General features: G+C 61.5%; 20 protein-coding genes. 9 read left to right on the top strand and 11 right to left on the bottom strand.

Going from position 1 to position 18,657, the window contains the following annotated elements; all coding sequences use genetic code 11:
- The first annotated feature begins 9 nt into the window (after positions 1-9).
- The 3 genes from JJE66_RS27210 (at position 10) to JJE66_RS27200 (ending at position 3,693) form a co-directional block, all read left to right on the top strand.
- On the top strand, positions 10-951 hold the full coding sequence (locus tag JJE66_RS27210) for a helix-turn-helix domain-containing protein (protein WP_200517529.1): 942 nt from the start codon (positions 10-12) through the stop codon (positions 949-951).
- Between the two features lie 354 nt (positions 952-1,305).
- Positions 1,306-2,352, top strand: coding sequence for a 3-keto-5-aminohexanoate cleavage protein (locus JJE66_RS27205; RefSeq protein WP_246756543.1), 1,047 nt, complete (start codon positions 1,306-1,308; stop codon positions 2,350-2,352).
- 144 nt (positions 2,353-2,496) lie between these two features.
- Positions 2,497-3,693 (top strand): ABC transporter substrate-binding protein, encoded by a 1,197-nt coding sequence (locus JJE66_RS27200; protein WP_200517528.1) that lies wholly within the window; start codon positions 2,497-2,499, stop codon positions 3,691-3,693.
- Between the two features lie 780 nt (positions 3,694-4,473).
- Here the strand turns inward: JJE66_RS27200 and JJE66_RS27195 are convergent.
- The 4 genes from JJE66_RS27195 to JJE66_RS27180 all read right to left on the bottom strand — a co-directional run bounded on the left by JJE66_RS27195 (position 4,474) and on the right by JJE66_RS27180 (position 7,884).
- On the bottom strand, positions 4,474-5,685 hold the full coding sequence (locus JJE66_RS27195; protein WP_200517527.1) for a site-specific integrase: 1,212 nt from the start codon (positions 5,683-5,685) through the stop codon (positions 4,474-4,476).
- Positions 5,686-5,935: 250 nt separating this feature from the next.
- Positions 5,936-6,769, bottom strand: coding sequence for a hypothetical protein (locus tag JJE66_RS27190; RefSeq protein ID WP_200517526.1), 834 nt, complete (start codon positions 6,767-6,769; stop codon positions 5,936-5,938).
- On the bottom strand, positions 6,769-7,002 hold the full coding sequence (locus JJE66_RS27185) for a hypothetical protein (protein ID WP_200517525.1): 234 nt from the start codon (positions 7,000-7,002) through the stop codon (positions 6,769-6,771). Before JJE66_RS27185 ends, JJE66_RS27190 begins: the two co-directional genes overlap by 1 nt.
- A gap of 339 nt (positions 7,003-7,341) precedes the next feature.
- Positions 7,342-7,884 carry a recombinase family protein gene (locus JJE66_RS27180; protein WP_200517524.1) on the bottom strand — a complete coding sequence of 181 codons (543 nt, stop codon included), beginning with the start codon at positions 7,882-7,884 and terminating at the stop codon, positions 7,342-7,344.
- A 435-nt stretch (positions 7,885-8,319) separates the two neighbouring features.
- Here JJE66_RS27180 and JJE66_RS27175 point away from each other — a divergent pair, with 435 nt between their 5' ends.
- Together JJE66_RS27175 and JJE66_RS27170 are read left to right on the top strand one after the other, a co-directional pair.
- Positions 8,320-9,588, top strand: a complete 1,269-nt coding sequence (locus tag JJE66_RS27175; protein WP_200517523.1) for a DNA cytosine methyltransferase — start codon at positions 8,320-8,322, stop codon at positions 9,586-9,588.
- 2 nt (positions 9,589-9,590) lie between these two features.
- Complete coding sequence (locus JJE66_RS27170; protein ID WP_200517522.1) at positions 9,591-10,823, top strand: hypothetical protein; 1,233 nt, start codon at positions 9,591-9,593, stop codon at positions 10,821-10,823.
- On the opposite strand, the gene JJE66_RS27165 is transcribed toward JJE66_RS27170, so the two are convergent.
- From JJE66_RS27165 to JJE66_RS27135, 7 genes are all read right to left on the bottom strand, one after another.
- Positions 10,820-11,239 (bottom strand): very short patch repair endonuclease, encoded by a 420-nt coding sequence (locus JJE66_RS27165; protein ID WP_200517521.1) that lies wholly within the window; start codon positions 11,237-11,239, stop codon positions 10,820-10,822. The two genes, JJE66_RS27170 and JJE66_RS27165, sit on opposite strands and share 4 nt — an antisense overlap.
- A 459-nt stretch (positions 11,240-11,698) precedes the next feature.
- Positions 11,699-12,064 (bottom strand): type II toxin-antitoxin system VapC family toxin, encoded by a 366-nt coding sequence (locus tag JJE66_RS27160; protein ID WP_200517520.1) that lies wholly within the window; start codon positions 12,062-12,064, stop codon positions 11,699-11,701.
- Positions 12,058-12,273 carry a CopG family transcriptional regulator gene (locus JJE66_RS27155; RefSeq protein WP_200517519.1) on the bottom strand — a complete coding sequence of 72 codons (216 nt, stop codon included), beginning with the start codon at positions 12,271-12,273 and terminating at the stop codon, positions 12,058-12,060. The genes JJE66_RS27160 and JJE66_RS27155 overlap by 7 nt, the downstream gene beginning before the upstream one ends.
- A gap of 111 nt (positions 12,274-12,384) precedes the next feature.
- Positions 12,385-12,711 carry a hypothetical protein gene (locus tag JJE66_RS27150; protein WP_200517518.1) on the bottom strand — a complete coding sequence of 109 codons (327 nt, stop codon included), beginning with the start codon at positions 12,709-12,711 and terminating at the stop codon, positions 12,385-12,387.
- A gap of 222 nt (positions 12,712-12,933) precedes the next feature.
- On the bottom strand, positions 12,934-13,581 hold the full coding sequence (locus JJE66_RS27145; RefSeq protein WP_200517517.1) for a PAS and helix-turn-helix domain-containing protein: 648 nt from the start codon (positions 13,579-13,581) through the stop codon (positions 12,934-12,936).
- A 143-nt stretch (positions 13,582-13,724) separates the two neighbouring features.
- Complete coding sequence (locus JJE66_RS27140; RefSeq protein WP_200517516.1) at positions 13,725-14,729, bottom strand: GlxA family transcriptional regulator; 1,005 nt, start codon at positions 14,727-14,729, stop codon at positions 13,725-13,727.
- A 182-nt stretch (positions 14,730-14,911) separates the two neighbouring features.
- Positions 14,912-15,136, bottom strand: coding sequence for a hypothetical protein (locus JJE66_RS27135; protein WP_200517515.1), 225 nt, complete (start codon positions 15,134-15,136; stop codon positions 14,912-14,914).
- A 645-nt stretch (positions 15,137-15,781) separates the two neighbouring features.
- On the opposite strand from JJE66_RS27135, the gene JJE66_RS27130 reads away from it, so the two are divergent.
- The 4 genes from JJE66_RS27130 to JJE66_RS27115 all read left to right on the top strand — a co-directional run bounded on the left by JJE66_RS27130 (position 15,782) and on the right by JJE66_RS27115 (position 18,540).
- The gene (locus tag JJE66_RS27130; protein ID WP_246756539.1) at positions 15,782-16,336 is read left to right on the top strand and encodes a TetR/AcrR family transcriptional regulator; all 555 of its coding nucleotides are present in this window, start codon (positions 15,782-15,784) and stop codon (positions 16,334-16,336) included.
- Between the two features lie 103 nt (positions 16,337-16,439).
- Positions 16,440-17,633 carry an MFS transporter gene (locus tag JJE66_RS27125; RefSeq protein WP_200517513.1) on the top strand — a complete coding sequence of 398 codons (1,194 nt, stop codon included), beginning with the start codon at positions 16,440-16,442 and terminating at the stop codon, positions 17,631-17,633.
- Between the two features lie 139 nt (positions 17,634-17,772).
- Positions 17,773-18,192, top strand: coding sequence for a DUF4118 domain-containing protein (locus JJE66_RS27120; RefSeq protein WP_200517512.1), 420 nt, complete (start codon positions 17,773-17,775; stop codon positions 18,190-18,192).
- A 138-nt stretch (positions 18,193-18,330) separates the two neighbouring features.
- A complete protein-coding gene (locus JJE66_RS27115; RefSeq protein ID WP_200517511.1) occupies positions 18,331-18,540 on the top strand; it encodes a hypothetical protein in 210 nt (69 codons plus the stop codon).
- Positions 18,541-18,657 lie beyond the last annotated feature (117 nt).

Below are 18,657 nucleotides of genomic sequence, written 5' to 3'. Positions count from 1 at the left end.
TGGGTGTCTGTGGCCAACTCGAAACGGAAGAAAAGCTCAGCCCAGGGCATTCCCGCCAGCTCGCTCGTGAGGGCCCTTGAGATCGTCGGCGACGCCTGGACAATCCTGATCCTCAAAGAGGCGTTCCAGGGGCGCCGGCGCTTCCACGAATTTCACGATAGCCTCCAGATCCCCCGGCAGACGCTGATGCTGAGGCTGGCCGCGCTTGCCGACAACCAGGTTCTATTTCGCAAGGCGGTCCGACATCGAACGTTGATCCAGGAGTACCATCTGACGCCCAAGGGCCTGGATCTCTATAACTTCATTGTCTCGGTGTGGGTCTGGCACCGGCGGTGGAGTGACAGGCAGCTTTTCCTGCCCGACACCTTGTACCATCGGCCGTGCGGCAGCGCGCTCAGGGCCGAGTTCATCTGTCGACAGTGTGACAAGCCCGTCGTCCGCCGCGATGTAACCTTGATAGACTCGCCAGAGCGCGGAATGGACCCGCCGCCCGGTCCGAGGCATTCCCGGGAGAACGAGAGCGCCTTCTTGAAAGGTTCGTCCGGACGGCCCGATGATCTCGTTGCGACCAGCATCGTCGGGGATCGCTGGAGCAATCTGGTGCTGTTCAGCCTGTTCCAGGGAACGAGTTCCTATTCGGACATCAAGGATACGCTCGGCATATCCTCGAACATCCTCTCGTCTCGATTGAAGAAGTTGATTGCGCTCGATCTCGTGGAAGCAGAACCGAACGGTCGGCGCGTTGTTTATCGCATTACCCCTCGCGGCGAAGACATCTACCCCATGCTGCATAGTCTGATCGATTGGGCCGATCGATGGCTGGCGGGCAGCAAGGGACCCCCTCAGATCATGATACATTGCTGCGAAGCCGTCACCGAGGCTCGTTTCGTTTGCGCCTCGTGCCGAGCGACGTTGCGGGCCTGGGATGTGACCGTCACGCGCCCGACCTGAACGCGGGCCGCCTGCCGACGTCGAGCTCGTCGAAGTCAATACCTGCATAATGAACGCACTCCCGAACGGTTCAGCGCTTCCGTGTCGTCGCGCACTTGTGCGCACTGCCGAAGCCGAGACCGCCGCACGTCTGCCCGGCGTTGGCCTATCCCTTAATTCTCATAAGTTCAGTAAAGAGACAGGTTCGCAATCCGGTCGCAGGAAGCCAAGTAATCGTAAATTGGAGATAGATTGGCATTTTTGGCTATTTGTGCGAATTCACGATGCTGCGTCAATGAGCTGATTGACAATAGGTCTAGTTATGAAAGATATATCGCTCTATCGTCAATGCCGCATCCCAAGAGGCTAGGTTCCATGAAGAACACCGTGAAATGGCCGGTCGTCGAAAAATGGGTCGAGCGGGAGAACATCTCCACCTACTGGCGGCCTTACGGGTACCCGGCGATCATGAGCGTCGCTTCGTCGGCGTTTTCGGATGCGGAGCAGATGCCTCGCTGGCGGGTGCCACAAAAGGCGATCGTCTCCACGGCGATCAATGGTGCATTCTTTACTAAGCGCGAGAACCCCAGCCAGGCACACTCGGCGAATGAAATCATTGCTTCGGCCGAGGCGTGCATCGAGCGGGGGGCTCAAATCATTCACGTTCACGCGCGCGACCAGCGGGGCTACAACGTCCTGTCGGAATCGGGCTTCAGCGACGTCCTTGCGGAATTGCGGGCGAAACACCCAAGCGTTGCATTCGATGCCTGTCTTGTCGCCGTCAACGGCGAGGAGTGCGATGATCTCAGGAAGATGCTCAAGACCGGCCTGATCGACGCCGTGCCGGTGAATACGACGGCGATCATTCTCGGCGACAATTTGTTTGTTAAGCCGCCGCACGCGATCCTCGAGAAGACGCGGTTGGTGCTCGAAGCCGGGCTCACGCCCCAGATCGCCGTCTACACTGACGCGGATGTTGATAATGCCCGGCGTTTTCTGATCGATTCCGGGTTGGTTTCTGGGCCGCTCACCTGGCTTGTGGTGCCGGGATTGCCGGGGTGCAGCCCCATGTACGACCCGCAGAGCATGATCGACGGTTATCTTCGGATCACGCGACTCATCACCCATGTCGATCCCGGTGCGACGATTGTCGCCTGCGCAGGAGGTCGTGCCAGCCTCTACCTCGCCAATCTCGCATTGTTGATGGGGCATCATGTGCGCGTGGGTTCCGAGGATACCGTCTGGAAGTGGCCCCACCGCGACGAGCTCATTCAAAGCAATGCCGAGATTTTCGAGATCGTGCGCACCATGGTCGCTGGTCTGGGGCGGGAAATCATGAGCGGCGATGAGTTCCGGAGCCTGATGCGGCCAGCCGATACTGCTTCGGCGGCGCTCGGTCAAAGCCAGGTGGGTGCCCGATAGACGAGTGTTCGCAGCACGGCAGCGCGACACTCGCTGACGTCGAAAAGCACCATTGCAGCGATGCTGGTCCGAGCCCACCGCAAGTGCAACGAAGCCTCTCCGATTTCTCGGCGTATAGCTCCAGTTTGATGAGGAAGGTCTCTCATGTTTGGCAAAACAGTCGGCGCAGCGCTGTTGTGGGTGTTTGCGGCAACCGGTGCCCATGCTGCGGAGCAGCCCGCAAAAGGGGAGATCGTCGTTGGCCAGACCATGCCCTACAGCGGGCCCGTGAGTTCTGGAGGAACGGTTGGAAAAGCTCATGCAGCATATTTCGATATGATCAATGAGAGAGGGGGCATCAACGGTCGTAAGGTGCGCCTCTTGAGCCTTGACGACGCCTTTTCTCCGCCGAAGACGGTCGAGCAGACGCGCCGCCTCATTGAGCAGGACGAAGCACTCTTGATCTTCGGATCACTTGGCACTGCGACAAATCGGGCTACGCAACGGTATTTGAACGCCAAGCGCGTGCCGCAACTGTTCCTGGCCACGGGGGCGGATACCTTCAGCGATCCGAAGACCTATCCCTACACGGTACCCGGCGTGCCGAACTACGGGGTAGAGGCCGCGGTTTTCGCCAGGCACATTTTGCAGCGGCTGCCAAACGCCAGGATTGCGATCCTTTTCCAGAATGACGACTACGGCCGTACCTATGTCTCGGCGTTCAAGGCCGCATTGGGCGACGTGGCCGACAAGATGATTGTTGCGCAAGCGGCGTACGAGGTCACTGAGCCGATGATTTCGTCGCAGATCGTAACGCTACGAGCCTCGAACGCCGACATTCTCATGAACTTCAGCCTTGGAAAGTTCACCGCTCAAGCGATTCAGCGCGTGCGCGAACTCGGCTGGAAGCCGATCCAGTTCTTGCCCTACGCTGTCTCGTCGCCGAAGGTGCTTTCGCCAGGTGGAAGTCCCGGCGAACTCGCAGGCCTGATCTCGACGGGATTTGTGAAAACGCCGTCCGATCCGGCGTGGGCGGACGACCCCGAATACAAGGACTATCTCGCCTGGATCAGGAAATACTACCCGGGTGGCGATCCGACCGATGATCTCAATGTTCTTGCCTATGTTTCTGCCGGCTTGCTCACGCATGTTCTGTCGACCGCAGGCGACGATCTGTCGCGCGAGAATCTCATTCGGATCGCTTCCAACCTCAGCGATGTAAGGGTGCCGATGCTGTTGCCTGGTATCACGGCGAACACGTCGCCCGCGAACTATCGAATATTCGAAAGGCTGCAGCTTCTGCAGTTCGATGGAACGCACTGGTCAAGGCTGATGGAACAGAACCCCGGGACGAAGCAGTAGGCGGGTCGCTGGCGCCGCCATGACGACGCACGAGTTGGACGGGGCCGCTGGGCACGCGGGCCAAAGGTCACCTCGTTAGGGGCGTTTGATAGGGTGTCAGTGCCGGCAGATCGAAAAAAGCCGGGAGGCACAGCCACTACGGACGGAATGAGATTCAGAACGACTGCTGCGGTGGCATCCATCGGCGGACGTGAAGGAGGCCGTTGGATCCGGATCGTCTAGACTGAGGGGCACCTTGATGTTCGGCCTTCCGTCCAACTCGACGAGCGAGTGTGCAGCGGCACTTTCACCATGCACGGCATGCCGCGAGGTCCATAGGATCGTGTGTTTCATCGCCGATCCACTTTTGAACGTTCCCATCCATTTCTACGTCGTTGCCGCAACGCATCGGCGATGCAGAGTGCTTGCATTCGTTGCGCTAGATCAAGGTGTTCTCCGTCATGCTGGCGTTAGTTCAGACCAGACGTTCCCAGTGAGATCAAGATTCTGCGGCCGGCTTCCCGTTGTTCACTCGGAAACAGGCATTTGGAAACAGCCCTCCACCGGCGACGAAGATCTTAGTCGTCCCAGCCCCGCATCCGCCTCCAACGTCCTCAGCACCTCTCGTTCGCGTCCATGAATGCCGCAACGAAATCGCAATGAATTGGGTGAAACGACCGTGAACAGAACGGGACTGGTGCGACTGCCACAGCGAGAAAGATCAATAACTTAGAAGATGCTCACTGCGTTCGGGACGCAGGGGTCGCAGGTTCGAATCCTGCCACTCCGACCAAGATTTCATTAGGCTTTTTGCCTTCTTTCCCGGATGCTTTCAAGGCTGACCACCGTTTCAACCACCGGAATGGTCCGGGCTTTAGCTGTGATCGCGGTCGCTGCTCCCTGCATGTAGTCGGGATGATGATGCCCGTAGTTCTCCTGCAAAACCTCGACGGACATCCCTAAGAACCCAGCAGCTTCCCAGAGGGCGGCTCCGCGCTGCATCAGCCATGTTGCAGCCGTGTGGCGGAGGGTGTGAGGGCTGACCTTCCCTGGCAGTCCGGCGAGGCGCACGGCGCTCGCGAACCCCTTCTTGACGGAGCTGATCGGCTTCCCGTTATACTCGACGAAGCACTTGGCGATGAGCTGTCGGCGCTTCCAGCGGCGCATGTGGGCCAACAGTCGGGGCGGGATCGGCGCTGGCGTCTGGCGCTTCTTCGTCGCCTTCTTGCCAATAGCCTTGCGATAGAAGATCCCGCGCTCCAGGTCGACGAACGACATGCCTTCCTCTCGGTCCGGAGAGGCCGTGGCGATGGCGCCGGCCCGCGTGCCTGTGTAGAGGCCGATCAGGATGAACCTGGCTATGTGGCGTAGCGGCCTGCGGTCAGTGTGGACCAGCGAACCCTTGTTCTGTCCGGCGTGAACCGTCTGCTTTTCTCGGTATCGCCAACAGTGCCAGATCAGCGCGGCAGCCTCCTGGCGCTCCAGCCAGCGGTCACGGCGCTCACCCTTTGAAGGCAAGCTCACCCGTACTACGCCACGATGAAGGCCTTCCTTGGCGTGGTGATTGATCGCCGCTCGAAAGGCCTCCAGGTCACGGCGTGCACCACCGGCTCTGCCACGATGCTGCACGTAAGCAGCGCAGGAACTTGAGTTGACGTCGGCGAGCATCTTCCCGCCCCAAAACTGGTTGAGGCGTTCGATCCGGGCTGCCAGATCATCGTTCTCGCTGACCGCCTCGCCGCGATCGGCAAGGTAGATCGCCAGCACGTCGGCGCAATCGATATCCTCGATGTCGCGGTGACGGCGTTCCGGCCGGTACTTGGTCGCGATGTACTCGCTCAGCGCCTGCTGCGCTTCTTTTGGCGGAGCTGTGTCACCTGGGCTTGCAACGCATCCCGTGGCGATATGCTTGCCACCGTCCTTGATGATCCAGACCGCTGACGCGATGAGCTTGCCGTCTTTCCGACGGGATGGGCGTTTCCAGAGTCGTGGTCCTTTGCTTGTACGCGGCATAGCTCTCGCATCTGTTGGATAGCTCTGAGGGTCGTGAACAATTTTCCGGCGATCAGCTCTGCGGTCAAGCGACCACGGGCGATCTCGCGGCGGAGACCTGAGACGGTCATGCCACCGTGTGGAAAGCCGAACTTAACTGCATCGTCGAGACGTAACGGGGTGTCCGCATGGATCATGCGGACTAGATCGTTCTCGGTGAAGATCGGCATCTGGCTCTGCCGATCAAACTGTGGCGCGTCGGGGCCTTGCATCAGGCGGCCTTTTCAGTTTTCGAGGGGTAATTCGAATTACCGGGGATTTTCGAAGGGGACATTTCTGTCGTGAATACAGGTGTTTTGCCGGAATTGCCGTCGTAAATTGAAATTCCCCTTTTATGGGATGCGTAAGTTGTGCTCGCGGCGGACGCGGGCGCCAGTCCCAGATCACGCCTGAGACCACCGCGGACCTCCGCCACCGCGCGGGCCTTGCCGCCGATGTTCGCGGTCGTGCCGAACCGTTTCCCGAGGATGGGACCACCGCTGCGGAAGTATCGCTTCCGCTTGTACGCGGCCTGGGGGCTGTTCTTGGTCAGGTAGTTGAACACGTTCTTGTATCGTCCGGTGTCGGTGACCTTCGTTCCATAGTCGGCCGGCTCGTTCAGGATCTGCTCCGTTCCGCCATCCCACGCCGCCATCAACTCGTCGAATTGCGCCAGCCGCTTCCGGGGAACGTGCATCAGCAAGTGCAGGTGTTCCTTCCGGCCGGTGTCAGGCTCCGATTCCCTCGTCCAGATGCTTGTGAATGGAAAGCCGTTGTCCCGGGCGAATTGGGCCAGTCGGTTTCTCCACCGCTGCCAGATCTCGATCCGCTCCACCGGCGTGCACTCGTCGATGTCGGATGGTCGGATCGTGACGAACCGGTTCATCGGCTTGGCGATAGCCCTGGAAAAATGCCATGCAGCTTCTAGGGCGCGGACAGCCCTTCCCGGGATGCTGCGGGACACCTTCCGCCTTCCGATGCGGCGCTTCGTGGTCCAGTTCTTGAAGCCCTCCTCTGTGGTGTGCACACAGTCCGCGATCAACTCCGAGGATTCTTCCACCGGCATCACTGCATCTCCACAACCGTATAAGACAGACCATCACGCCGCAGGTGGCGCTGAATGTCCTGGAGTTCGCGGAAACTGCGCAGGAACAGGGCGGCGAGCGGTGTTCCTTCTTCGGAACCTGCTCGTTTGCTGCCTTGAACTTTGAGGTTGGTGTTTGGTGTCAGAACTCGACCGGGAGCTTTGGGCCGAAATTCGTCTTTTACGAAATCGTAGTGTGGGGTCGTCTCTCGCACCGGGGGGCCTGTTCAATAAAAAAATGGTCCCGCGATGGTGCGGCGTCGGACTGCCAGAGTCCACGCCGGGGAGGGAGATCGGCCGCCTCGTCCTGCTTTTCCCCACGCGCTGAGCGTCGGTTACTCGTGTGGCCGAACAACCAGGCATTCTCAGCTTGTTTGCCAGTTACTGCGCGCCTGTGGCTAGTGCTTCCGACCGCCGTAGAGCCCGCGCGGCGCGAGGCGGTCTGGTCGAACGGAGGAGGAACGTTGCTCGCTGTTTGTTCTCAGCTTCTTCCACAGACATCTTCGCCATGGCGAGCCAGGCCGGCGAACAGCAGCGTCATAGCCAGCAGGTTGTCAGTCCTCCAGTGCGCGGTACACGGAAGCGCGACCGATCTTGAGAGCCTTGGCGATCGCAGTTGGTCCCATGCCGCTTGCCTTCAGCTCCTTGATCTTGGCGGCGTCCATCGACGCCTTCCGCCCTTTGTACACGCCGCGAGCCTTCGCATCGGCGATCCCTTCAAGCTGCCGCTCCTTCCGCAGGTTGGTCTCGAACTCTGCGAACACGCCGAGCATGTCGAGGAAGGCTTTGCCTGCCGCGGTGCTGGTGTCGATCGGCTGCTCTGTAGCTTTCAGCGAGGCGCCGCGCGCCTTCACGGTGCGGACGATGTCCTGGAGATCGCCGATGCTCCTCGCGAGCCGGTCGATCCGTGTGACCATCAGGACGTCACCGGCTCGCAGGAAATCCAGGATGGTGCGCAGTTCGTCGCGTCCTGTTGTAGAGGTGCCGCTGCGCTTCTCCGATCGGATCAGGTCGCAACCTGCAGCTCGAAGTGCGGCCTCTTGCAGCTCCAAGTTCTGGTCCGTCGTGCTCACCCTGGCGTAGCCAATCACAGTCACCGTCAGCTCCCTTTTGTCTCAGTAGGATCTAGAGTCATGAGATTGACGTCTCAGAAGTCCGAAATCAATCCTATTGAGACATAACTTTCGTCTCAGTCAGACGTCTCGCAGGGGTATACCTCAACGAGGCGTTCACTGATGCAGAAGTGTGCATCTGTGCACAGCCGTGACCAGTCGTTTACATTTCTGCCCCACAGTGCACATGATGACGAACGAAATCGGTGGGCTTGACTGATGGCTCCGAATGTCAAATTCTGCTCGTGTTCACGTTTTGATCCCAGAGGAAGAGGCCGAGCGCTTCGACGCCTATTGCCGGAGCCAGGGCTTCAAGAAGTCGACCCTGATCGTTCGCCTTATACGCGAGCATCTTGACCGCGAAAAGTTTCAGTTGCAGCGCGAGATGTTTCAAAGCTCCGCCCCGCCAGAGCGCAAGCCATGAACCCCTACCTATTGCGAAAGCCCGAGCAAATCCGCATCAAGTCGAAGCCGACCGCCGTCGATCTATTTTCAGGTGCGGGTGGCATCACTCTTGGCCTTCTGAACGCGGGCTTCGACATCGTGTTCTGTTCGGACCGCGATCAGACCTGCGCCGTCACTCATCGCCGCAACTTTCCTGACATCCCATTCGCCGAGGCGTCCGTCGAGCAGCTAAGCGGGCGCGATATACTCCGCGGTGCCGGCCTCAAGCGCGGCGAATTGGACTTGCTGATCGGCGGGCCGCCCTGCCAAGGCTTCAGCATCATAGGTCAGCGCGAAATCTGGGACGTTCGGAACGGCCTCTTTCGGGAGTTCCTGCGGCTGGCGGAGGAGCTGCGGCCCAAGTGCGTGGTAATCGAGAACGTGCCAGGTCTCGCGACGCTGGCGGACGGCGCGGTCCTTCGTCAGATCGGTGGTGCTTTCCGCGATGCTGGCTACTCGATCGATTGCGCCGAGCTTCTTGCCGCTCAGTACGGCGTGCCGCAAATGCGGTGGCGCATGTTCTTTATCGGCTGGCGCAATGATCTTGGGAAGCGCGGCGGTTTCCCGCAGCCCACGCACGGGAGGTCCGGCATTGGTGACCTGTATCCGAACAACACGATCTCCCCGGAGGACTCCGCCGGGTTTGTGACCATCCGCGAAGCACTTGCTGATCTGCCTCGCGTCCAAGCTGGTGAAATCGAAACCAGATATTCCCGAGCACCGCAGAGCCTGTACCAGGAAGCGATGCGGCGGTCCGCGCCCCAGTCGCTTGCGAACCACTATGCACCGCGGCTCTCCGATCAGAACTTGGCGCGCATCAGGGCGCTGAAACCCGGTCAGGACTGGCGTGACCTGCCACGCGAACTGCTGCCGCCGAGCATGCAGCGTGCACTCCGGAAGGACCACACAAGGCGGTTTCGGCGCATGCGCTGGGAGGGGATTGCTCGATCCATCATCACACGGTTCCGCGACCCGAAATCAGGCGAGTACATCCACCCAGAGCAGGACCGAACCATCAGCATCCGCGAGGCGTCACGCATTCAGAGCTTCCCCGACTGGTTTGTATTCGAGGGCGGTTACTCAGCTCAGTACGACCAGGTAGGGAACGCCGTGCCACCGCTGCTTGCGCGAGCTGTCGGCCTCGAAATCCGCGAGATGCTGCGGCGTCGAGGGCCAGTGCAGCAGCCACCTGTCAAGTCCCGATACCAGATCCCGACCGACCTGTTCCAGCTCGCGGCGGAGTAGGAATGGCCAAGAGCAAGTCGGACGCGGGGAATTTTGTCAGTGAGTGGTTCGGTCACCGCGTGTATCCGTCGGTGGTTTCGTCAGCACAGGCGATCGCCGATCAGAACTCGGAGCGGTGCCCCTTCCTCAGCCAGGCGACTGGGGAGGACCGTGTCTGCATCAAGAATGTCAGGTCGAGGGGCGTCTGCTCTGTCAGCTGTCCCAGCAATGGTGTGCGCCAAGACTGGCTTGTCTGTCCGTACCGTGCGCTCAGTCCTGAGATCGTTAATGGCGCCGTGCGGCGCCTGTTCGGCCTCCCTGACCAGGTAGACCCGTTCGTCACTCCGGCGGTCAATCTCGTGAAGGAGGAGGTGCGAAGCGACATCCATCAGCGTCTTGAGGCTGGGCAGCCCGTCTTCACTTACTTCGACGAGAAGATGGGAGGGGAGCTGTCGATCCCAGCGACCGACAAGTCCCCCGAGTTCGCTTTCGACGTCACGATCATCGAAATAACGCTCCAGGAGGGTGTTCCAGAGATCGGGCGCTTTGGCATCCTGGAGATCCAGACGACCGACTTCCACGGCTCCTACCAGCACGCGGTGCGAAACCTGAAGGACGGACTCAGGCTGCACAAGAGCACGTTCGCCGACACGCTACAGAAGAACCAGGGCTGGTTGTCTGACGGGATTGAGGGGCCGAACATCGCGAACGTGTTCAAGCGCACGTTCTACCAGATGATGTTCAAGTTCCAGTTGGGTCAACACGGCCGCTGCGCAGGGTGCATTCTTGCGATCCCTAAGTCCGTCTGGGACAGCTGGGACCGGCACCTTGGAAACCCGCAGGTGATCGCTGAACCTGACGGCACGTTCAGCCTCTTGAAGCCCGGTCAGACCCGGTCCGCCGAGTGTCCTGCCTGGATCTTCGTTTTTGATCCCGATGCGGCATCGGCAACGACGCCGTCGCCCATCATTGTGAACCGCACCATTGGCACGGACGCTCCATCGTTTTCGTATTGGGCTTTGGAAGTCGCACCGGAAGCGGCGGTCTCAAACATCGACGCGGAGGCCGGGTTTCTCGCCAGCCTGTCGCGGCGGATGAAGGGGGTATGGCCAGCGCTGGCCAAAGCTGCCGTCGTCGAGAAGACCACGGCGAAAGGGCGCAAAAAGAAGATGCCGATCCAGGCGCTGGAGAAGGATTCCGACTACGACAAGCCCGGTCCTGAGGCGGTGAAGTCGGATCCGCGGGACACCGACTAGTCTTGAGGCAGGGCCTTGAGCGCCTTAGCGAGACGCCTGAGGCGACTGTGGTCAGCGACTTGGCATTCCCAGACCACGAAGACTTTCCATCCGGCCGATCGCAGAACCTTGAGCGCCACAGCATCACGCGCCTGGTTACGCTTGATCTTCTCGGACCAGTAGCCGGTGTTCGATCGGACTGAGCGAGCACCTACTCGGCAGTGGGGACAGCGATGCCAGAAGCAGCCATGCACAAAGACAATCGCGCTTCTCCGCGGGAAGACCATATCCGGCTTCCCCGGTAGCTGGGCAGCGTGCAGCCGATATCGGAGACCATGGGCGTGAAGGAAACGACGCACCGCCAGCTCCGGCTTCGTGTTCTTTCCCTTGATGGCAGCCATGTTTCGGCTGCGCTGTTCGGGGCTCACGGTGTCCATCTTTTTTGGATGGCCTTCAGATCGCGTTAGGAGGCCCTAGGATCGATTTCCTGGTTTGGGGCTATCCGGCGCATGAACGAAGAGAGAACGAATGGGTGGGCTTCTAATCGCTTCTGGGCGTGCCGGACGAGACTGCCTGGACCAACCCAACCACCGATCAACCACCGAAATGGCGTGAACAGACTGGGATCATTGCGGGCCAGACGAAATGGAAATCCCTGTAGTTACACGATCTTCCGGAAAGCCCCCAACGTTCGGGACGCAGGGGTCGCAGGTTCGAATCCTGCCACTCCGACCATTCTTCCAAAAGTCGACGTTTTCCAGAGGCTTGGCGGACCGGCCGCCAGCGCCTCGGAACGCCTTATTGCAACGATTTTGGGGGCGGGTCCACGGCCGATTTAGCCGGGCAGGGCGGGCTGTGCCTCCGGCATGGCTCTAGCCCGTTTCTCGATCGCAGCTCTACAGCTTGTAAGGCGCCCTGACACCCGGATCGTCATCCGGAAAATCCCTGGTGTTGCGCGTCACGAGCAGCATGGAATGCACCTGCGCTGTTGCCCAGATCACGGCATCCGGCAATTTGATCCGATGGTTTCGACGAAGACCGACGGCACGTTCTGCGACGTGTTCATCGACGGCGATGACATCGAATCCGTTCAGAAAGTTGCGCGTCGCAGCTTCGAGATCGGGAACGGCACCTACCATGACCTCCATCCACGTAATGATGCTGACGGCTTTTTCCCTGTAGCGCCGAAGCTCCGTGCGGGCTTCGGGAACGGCATTGAGGTAGTCGACGAGGATGTTGGTGTCGAATAGCGCCTTCACCATTCGCGACGCGCTTTCGCCTGGTACTCCAGGCCATCTACTTTGCGTTTACCCCAGAGACCAAACGCATCGCCTTCGTTCTTGCCCTGCCGCTTCGCAAGATAGTCGTCGATCGCCTGACGAATGAGCGCGGCGCGCGAACGCTTTTCCTTCTTGGACAACTCGTCCAGCGCCTGAATTTGGTTGTCGCCAAGATCGACTAAGGTCCGCATTGCGACTGTCCCTTGATATATGATATCGTCTATATATATCATATCCGGGGAAGACGCTAGTCTGGTCCGCGTCTACATGCTCGCCTACCACTTGGCTCAGGTGACCGTACGCTACCGCCGCGTCACCAGCACGCCCAGCAAAAACGCCACCATCAGCGACGGCAGCGGCGCCTCGCGCACCATGCCGCGAACAATCTCCGGCCAGTGCTGCTCCGGGACGAGCCTTGGAGACCTGATCTCGGCCATCGGCGTAATGCCCCAGTCCGCGGCGAGCTCAGCGATCTCGCTCGCGGCGAGGCGCACGTCGTCACGCACGCGAAAAATCGCGGCCTCCGCGCGTTCGCGCGGGGCAAGCAACATCACCGTTGCGATCGCAGTGCGCAACGTCATCTCACCGAAACCTTGCAGCCGCACCGACTCCTCGGGGTCGGACATCATGGGAATGTTTCCTCACAGCGCGAAGTGGCGCGCGATGGTGAAGGCCATCGTTGCGCACAGGACCAGCGTGGAAACAGCGCCGGCCACACCGCGCGCGAAATGGGCTCGCGTCAGGTGCCTGGTCATGATTTTGCTCCATGCTCTTCATGGCAATGGCGCGCGCGGGCGTTGGTTCCCTGAGGCCTGTCGAATCGCCGCAACGATCGGCGCGATGGCCCTGCCTCAGGCCCCGCAACCGTCTCCGCGCACGGAGCGCAGCGCCGAGAGCAGGCCCACCAGCTCGGCCTGGCCACGGACGCCGGTCTTGGCGAAGACGCGGCGCAGATGGGTCTTCACCGTGTTCGGTGAAATCTCGAGCCGGACGGCGATGGTGGACACGGAGTGGCCGAGCGAAGCCTGCAGCGCCACCTGCGCCTCCGCCCTGGTCAGCTTGTAGGCGTCCATGATCCATTGCGGCGGCAGCGCCGTTGGCCGGGCCGGGTCGAGCATGAAGATGATCGCCGCGCTCTCGCGATCCCCGAGATCTCCGAAGCCGTCGAGCGCGCGGCCGTGCGCCGGCGTCACCAGAATGGTGATGAGGCGCCCGTCGCCCGGATGGGGAATGGCCATCGTGCCGCCGGGCGCACCAAGCAAGGCAGAACGGGTCATGCGATCGAATTGCCGTGCCGAGGCTGGCCATGTGCTTGAAAGCGTCCGGCCGCGCAGCGCCAGCGCGCCGTCATTCGTCATGGCCCGGAAGGCCTTGTTGGCAAACTGGACGTGGAGCCTGCGATCGAGCAAGGCCACGCCGGCCGAGAGATGGTCCAGAACCGCCGGCACGGCGTGAAAATCATTGTCCGGAAATAGATTTACAATTTCATTGGTGCGCATCTGGTATGCGCTCCTTTCGACGCCGCGACGTGCGGCGGGCAATGTCGCGATTAAACATCGAAATGCGCGCGCCGGCCATCGCGCCGCGTGTGCAGTCTTGGCCAAAGAACGAATAAATCCGGCCAAAGATTGCAACCGGAAGTTTAGGTGCCGTCGCTTGCCGCTTCGTTCTTCTGGAACTGCGCGCGATACCATTGCGGCGTCACGCCGAGCTGACGGACGAAGGCACGCCGCAGGCTGTGCACGGTGCCGAAGCCGCATCGTTTTGCGACAGTCTGGGCGGGAAGGTCGGTATCCTCGATCTGGCGGCGGGCCTCGTCGAGGCGGATCCGCTCGACATATTCGCGTGGTGTCTCGTGCAGTTCGTCGACGAACAGCCGGCGAAAATTCCGCTCGCTCATCCCGACATGGGCCGCAAGCGCCTCGGCGCTGAGGTCGTCAGCGAGGTGAGCCAGCGCCCATTCCTGCGCCTTGCGAAGGGCGGGAACCGCGCTGAACTGCGCCTGAAGATGCGTCGAGAATTGCGACTGCCCGCCCGGGCGCTTGAGGAACACCACCAGGCTGCGGGCCACGCGCAGCGCAAACGTCCGCCCGTGATCTTCCTCGATCAAGGCGAGCGCGAGATCGATCCCGGCCGTGATGCCCGCGGACGTGTAGGTCTGGCCGTCGCGCACGAAGATGCTGTCGATCTCGAGCGTCGTCGACGGAAAACTCTGCGCGAAAGACAGCGCAAGCGCCCAGTGCGTGGTCGCGCGCTTGCCGTCGAGAAGGCCGGACGCCGCGAGCGGAAAAGCCCCGGTGCAGATCGAGCCATACCGTCGCGCCCGGGGCGCGGCTTCGCGCAGCCACCCGATCAGGGCTGGGTCACGCAGCGCGGCGACGTGGCCATATCCGCCCGCGACCAGAAGCGTGTCGATCGGCCCGTCGAGATCGGTGAGTGCGGAGTTGGGGACGATAGAAAACCCCAGCGATGTCGTGATCGGATCGGTCGTGACGGCGGTGACGGACAGGCGGTACAGGACGCGACCGGCCAGCGCATTCGCCATGGCGAAGGCTTCCATCGGCCCGCAGACGTCCATCGCCATGATGTCCGGATAGACGAGAACGACGATTTGGCGTTCAGGGCTGGCCGATGCAGAATTGCTCATGGCTTGGTCAATTTCTGCGATGTGCGGCCATGATTCTGCAGTCAGCTTCCTGGCTCGCGCGCGAGGCCGCGCGCGCGTTCCGGGAGATGTGGCGGCTCGGAATAAACGTTCAAGATGTGGCTGGATTGTGCACAAACGATAGGCGCTCGGCTGATCCCAACCACGCCGCGCCGGCCGCAGACTTATTTGCGCAGCAAGTCCCGCAACGCAGCCGTCGCCTCGGCGCAGCGGATGTCGTCGATCTCCCGCGACAGGCTGAGCGCGCTCGATTTCAGCTCGTCGATCTTCCAGCTCTCCGGATGCTGGCTCTCGAGTTGGCTGAGCCGCTTGTTCAAATCGTCCAATCTGGACTGAAGCTGCCCGATGCTGGCGGCTCCATTCACGTTCCAAACGCGTTGTGCACGCATCGTCGTTCCCCTGCTTGTCTCACGGCGTTGTGAGCAGGGTTCGTGGCCGCAATGGGCGTTTCTTTTGGCCGGTATTAGATCGTCGGGAACCGTTGCAGATTGGCAACGAAAGTTCCGCGCTTACAGGGCGTCCGGAATGGGCCGCGAGGATGCGAAGGTGTATCTGCGAGGCCTACCAACTGCGATTTGAATGTGCACTGGAGGATGCGATGTTGCCCCTTGCTCCGTCATTGCGAACGCAGCGAAGCATCCAGCGTCTTTCCGCGGAGGGATTCTGGATTGCTTCGCTGCGCTCGCAATGACGGAGTCAAAGCCGAGAGCGCTCATCCATCCCCGTCACCCTGAGGTGGCCGCTTCTTCAGCGGCCCTCGAAGGGCGACGGCCCGGCTCCAGCGGGGCCGTGCATCCTTCGAGGCTCCCGATGGGACGCTCCGCGCCCCATCGCTCACACCTCCAGCGACAATGGCTTCGCCATTGCGCGGGGATGACGGGTCTGGCAGCGACGTCGTTGCAAACCGCCCGCCCCCAATCACAACCAAGTGTCTTTATTCGGAAACGATCATTCCCTATTATTCCGCAATGCAAAAAGCCGTCCGCCAATCCCTGCCTGCCCCCCAGCCACCCGGCCGTCCCCGGGAGTTCGACATGGACACCGCCCTCGACGGGGCGGTGCGGGTGTTTTGCGAGCGCGGCTATCATGCCACCTCGATCGGAGACCTCACCGCTGCGATGCGGCTTGCCACCGGCAGCGTCTACAAGGCGTTTCGCGACAAGCATGCCGTATTCGTCGCCGCCTTCGAGCGCTACGTAACGGTGCGCCGGGAGCAGACCCGGTGCGCTGCGGCGCGAGGTGCGAATGGCGCTGAAAAGCTGCGCAACGTGCTGCTGTCCTATGTCGAGCACTCGCAAGGCGCAGAAGGGCGGCGCGGCTGCATCGTGGTCGGCAGCGCTGTCGAGCTGTCGGCGGTCGATCCGGTCATCCGCGCGCGTGTCACGGCGCAGCTCAAGACCAACGAAAGCTTCATCGCCGGCCTCATTCGCGAGGGGCAGGCGGACGGCTCGATCCCCCGCCATGTCGAGGCCGACGACACCGCGCGGCTGATGATCTGCATCACGCAGGGTCTGCGCGTCGTCGGCAAGGCGCGGCTGCCGCTCGACGGCGAGCGCCTGGTCGGCGTCGCGATGAAGCTGCTTGCCTGAATTGTTGTCAAATTAGGAAATGATTGTTTCCTATATCTGGAGACCTTGAAGTGACGAAGATTTTGCAAGTGCCGAAGATTTCGGCAGTGTCGGAGAGTCTGGGATGACGATGAATGCCACGATCGAGGCCGCGCCCGAGAGCGATGCGGTGTCGCAACGACTGACCTTCGTGCTTGCCGCGGCCTGTGGCATGGTCGCCGCCAACATCTACTATGCCCAGCCGCTGATCGCGCCGATCAGCGCCGCGCTCGGCCTGTCGCATGCGGCCGCGGGCCTGATCGTGACCATGACGCAGATCGGCTATGGTACGGGATTGCTGTTCATCGTGCCGCTCGGCGATCTCGTCGAGAACCGCATGCTGATCTGCACCGTGATCACGCTCGGCGCCGCGGCGCTGCTTGCCGCTGCGTTCGCAACCCATGCGCTGCCGTTCCTGGTCGCGGCGCTGTTCATCGGCCTCGGCTCGGTCGCAGTTCAGATCATCATTCCCTATGCGGCCCATCTGGCGCCGGAAGCGATTCGTGGCCGCGTCGTCGGCAACGTCTCGACCGGATTGATGCTCGGCATCATGCTGGCGCGGCCGGCGTCGAGCTTCGTCACCGCGGCGCTGTCGTGGCATGCGGTGTTCTTCTGCTCGGCGGCGTTGATGATCGCGCTCGCGATCGTGCTGCGCATCACGCTGCCGAAGCGCAAGCCGGTCGCACGCATGCATTACGGTGCGCTGTTGATGTCGATGCCGCATCTGGTGCGCACCACCCTGCTGCTGCGGCGGCGCGCGCTCTACCAGGCCGGCCTGTTCGGCGCCTTCACCCTGTTCTGGACGGTGGTGCCGCTCCAGCTCGCCAGCCAATTCGACTTCACCCAGCGCGGCATTGCGCTGTTCGCGCTCGCCGGCGTGTCCGGCGTGCTTTCGGCACCGATCGCAGGCAGGCTCGCCGATCGCGGCCACAGCCGCATCGCCACGATCGCCGCGATGCTGTTCGTCGCCCTGGGCTTCCTGGCGACGCATGTCGGCGCGGCCGGATCGATGCTCAACCTCGCCTGTCTCGTCGTGGCCGCGATCGCCATCGATTTCGGTGTGCAGGGCAATGTCGTGCTGGGCTTTCGCGCCATCTTCGTGCTCGGGCACGCGCACCGCAGCCGCCTCAACGGCCTCTATATGGCGACGTTCTTCACGGCCGGCGCCGCCGGATCCGCGCTCGGCGCCTGGGCGTTCGTGCAAGGCGGCTGGACGCTGGCCTCGGCCATCGGCCTTGCGCTGCCCATAGCCAGCCTGCTCTATGCGACGACCGAATAGCGGTACGATTGTGCGCCGTGGCCCGTTTACCAAGCCTTGGATGAGGCGGCCTGGGTGATGCAATTTGCACCTCGCGGTTTCCCTGCGGCTGTAGTACTTTGGTCGCAAGCGGCCTGGTTAATGGCGGCAGGGAGGGCCTATGAGGCGTGCGGGACTGCATGGCGTACCGCGAGTACGGCCATGGTCATGGCAGGCGTTTCTGCTCGGATTTATCGTCGTCGCGGCGTCGGCTGCGCTTCAGGGCGCCTGTGTCGCACTCGGCGCAAAGCTCTATTTCGCGGCGTTCCTGCCCAGCCTGTTCGTGCTCGGCATCGTCGCGGGCGCACCGGCGGCGATGTTCGCCGCGCTGCTCACCATTCCGCTGGTATGGTGGGCGTTCATCCCGCCCTTCTTCGCGTTCACGACGCTGTCCAGTGCGAGCGCGGATTCCGTCAACCTGTTCTGCCTGCTCGCCCTGCTCGTGATCGGCCTTGCCGATCTCTGCCGCGAGACCATGACGATCACCAGTCGCGGCGGGTTGAAGTCATCCGGCAAGAAGGCGGCTACGAATTCGCAATAAACAGGTGCCGCGCGCGAGAGGCGCGTTGCGCGCGTGCAACAGTCCGGCAACCATCCACGCAGCCGGATGGCGCCGCTAACTTTTCGAAAAAGATTTGGCCGCAATTTCTCCCGCGGGAATGACGAGGGAGTTTTCGACATGAACGGCCAGATCAACGGTCACGCCATTTTTGAGAATGTGCGCCGCTATCGCGGCATCGCATCGCTCTATCGCCAGACCGCGGCGTTTCGGCCGGGCCAGCGCTGGTCACTGCTGGAGCAGGCCAGCGAGTGGGAAGCCCGCGCGCTGTCGGAGCTGGAAGCCTATTTCGCCGGCCGTGCCGACTGCGCCTCACCGCTCGCCGCCTGATCGTTAACCATCTCGATGTTCACGGGCGAACGACAGACGATGGGACCGCAGAATCCCCGAGGATGCAACCGGGAGCTCAGGTCGGCGAGCAGAACCCGTGACGACTACGGAGTTACC

It is taken from the genome of Bradyrhizobium diazoefficiens (genome assembly GCF_016612535.1).
Classification (GTDB): domain Bacteria; phylum Pseudomonadota; class Alphaproteobacteria; order Rhizobiales; family Xanthobacteraceae; genus Bradyrhizobium; species Bradyrhizobium diazoefficiens_C.
Note: the sequence above shows the minus strand (reverse complement) of the source record. Positions and strands in the feature narration are given on the sequence as shown.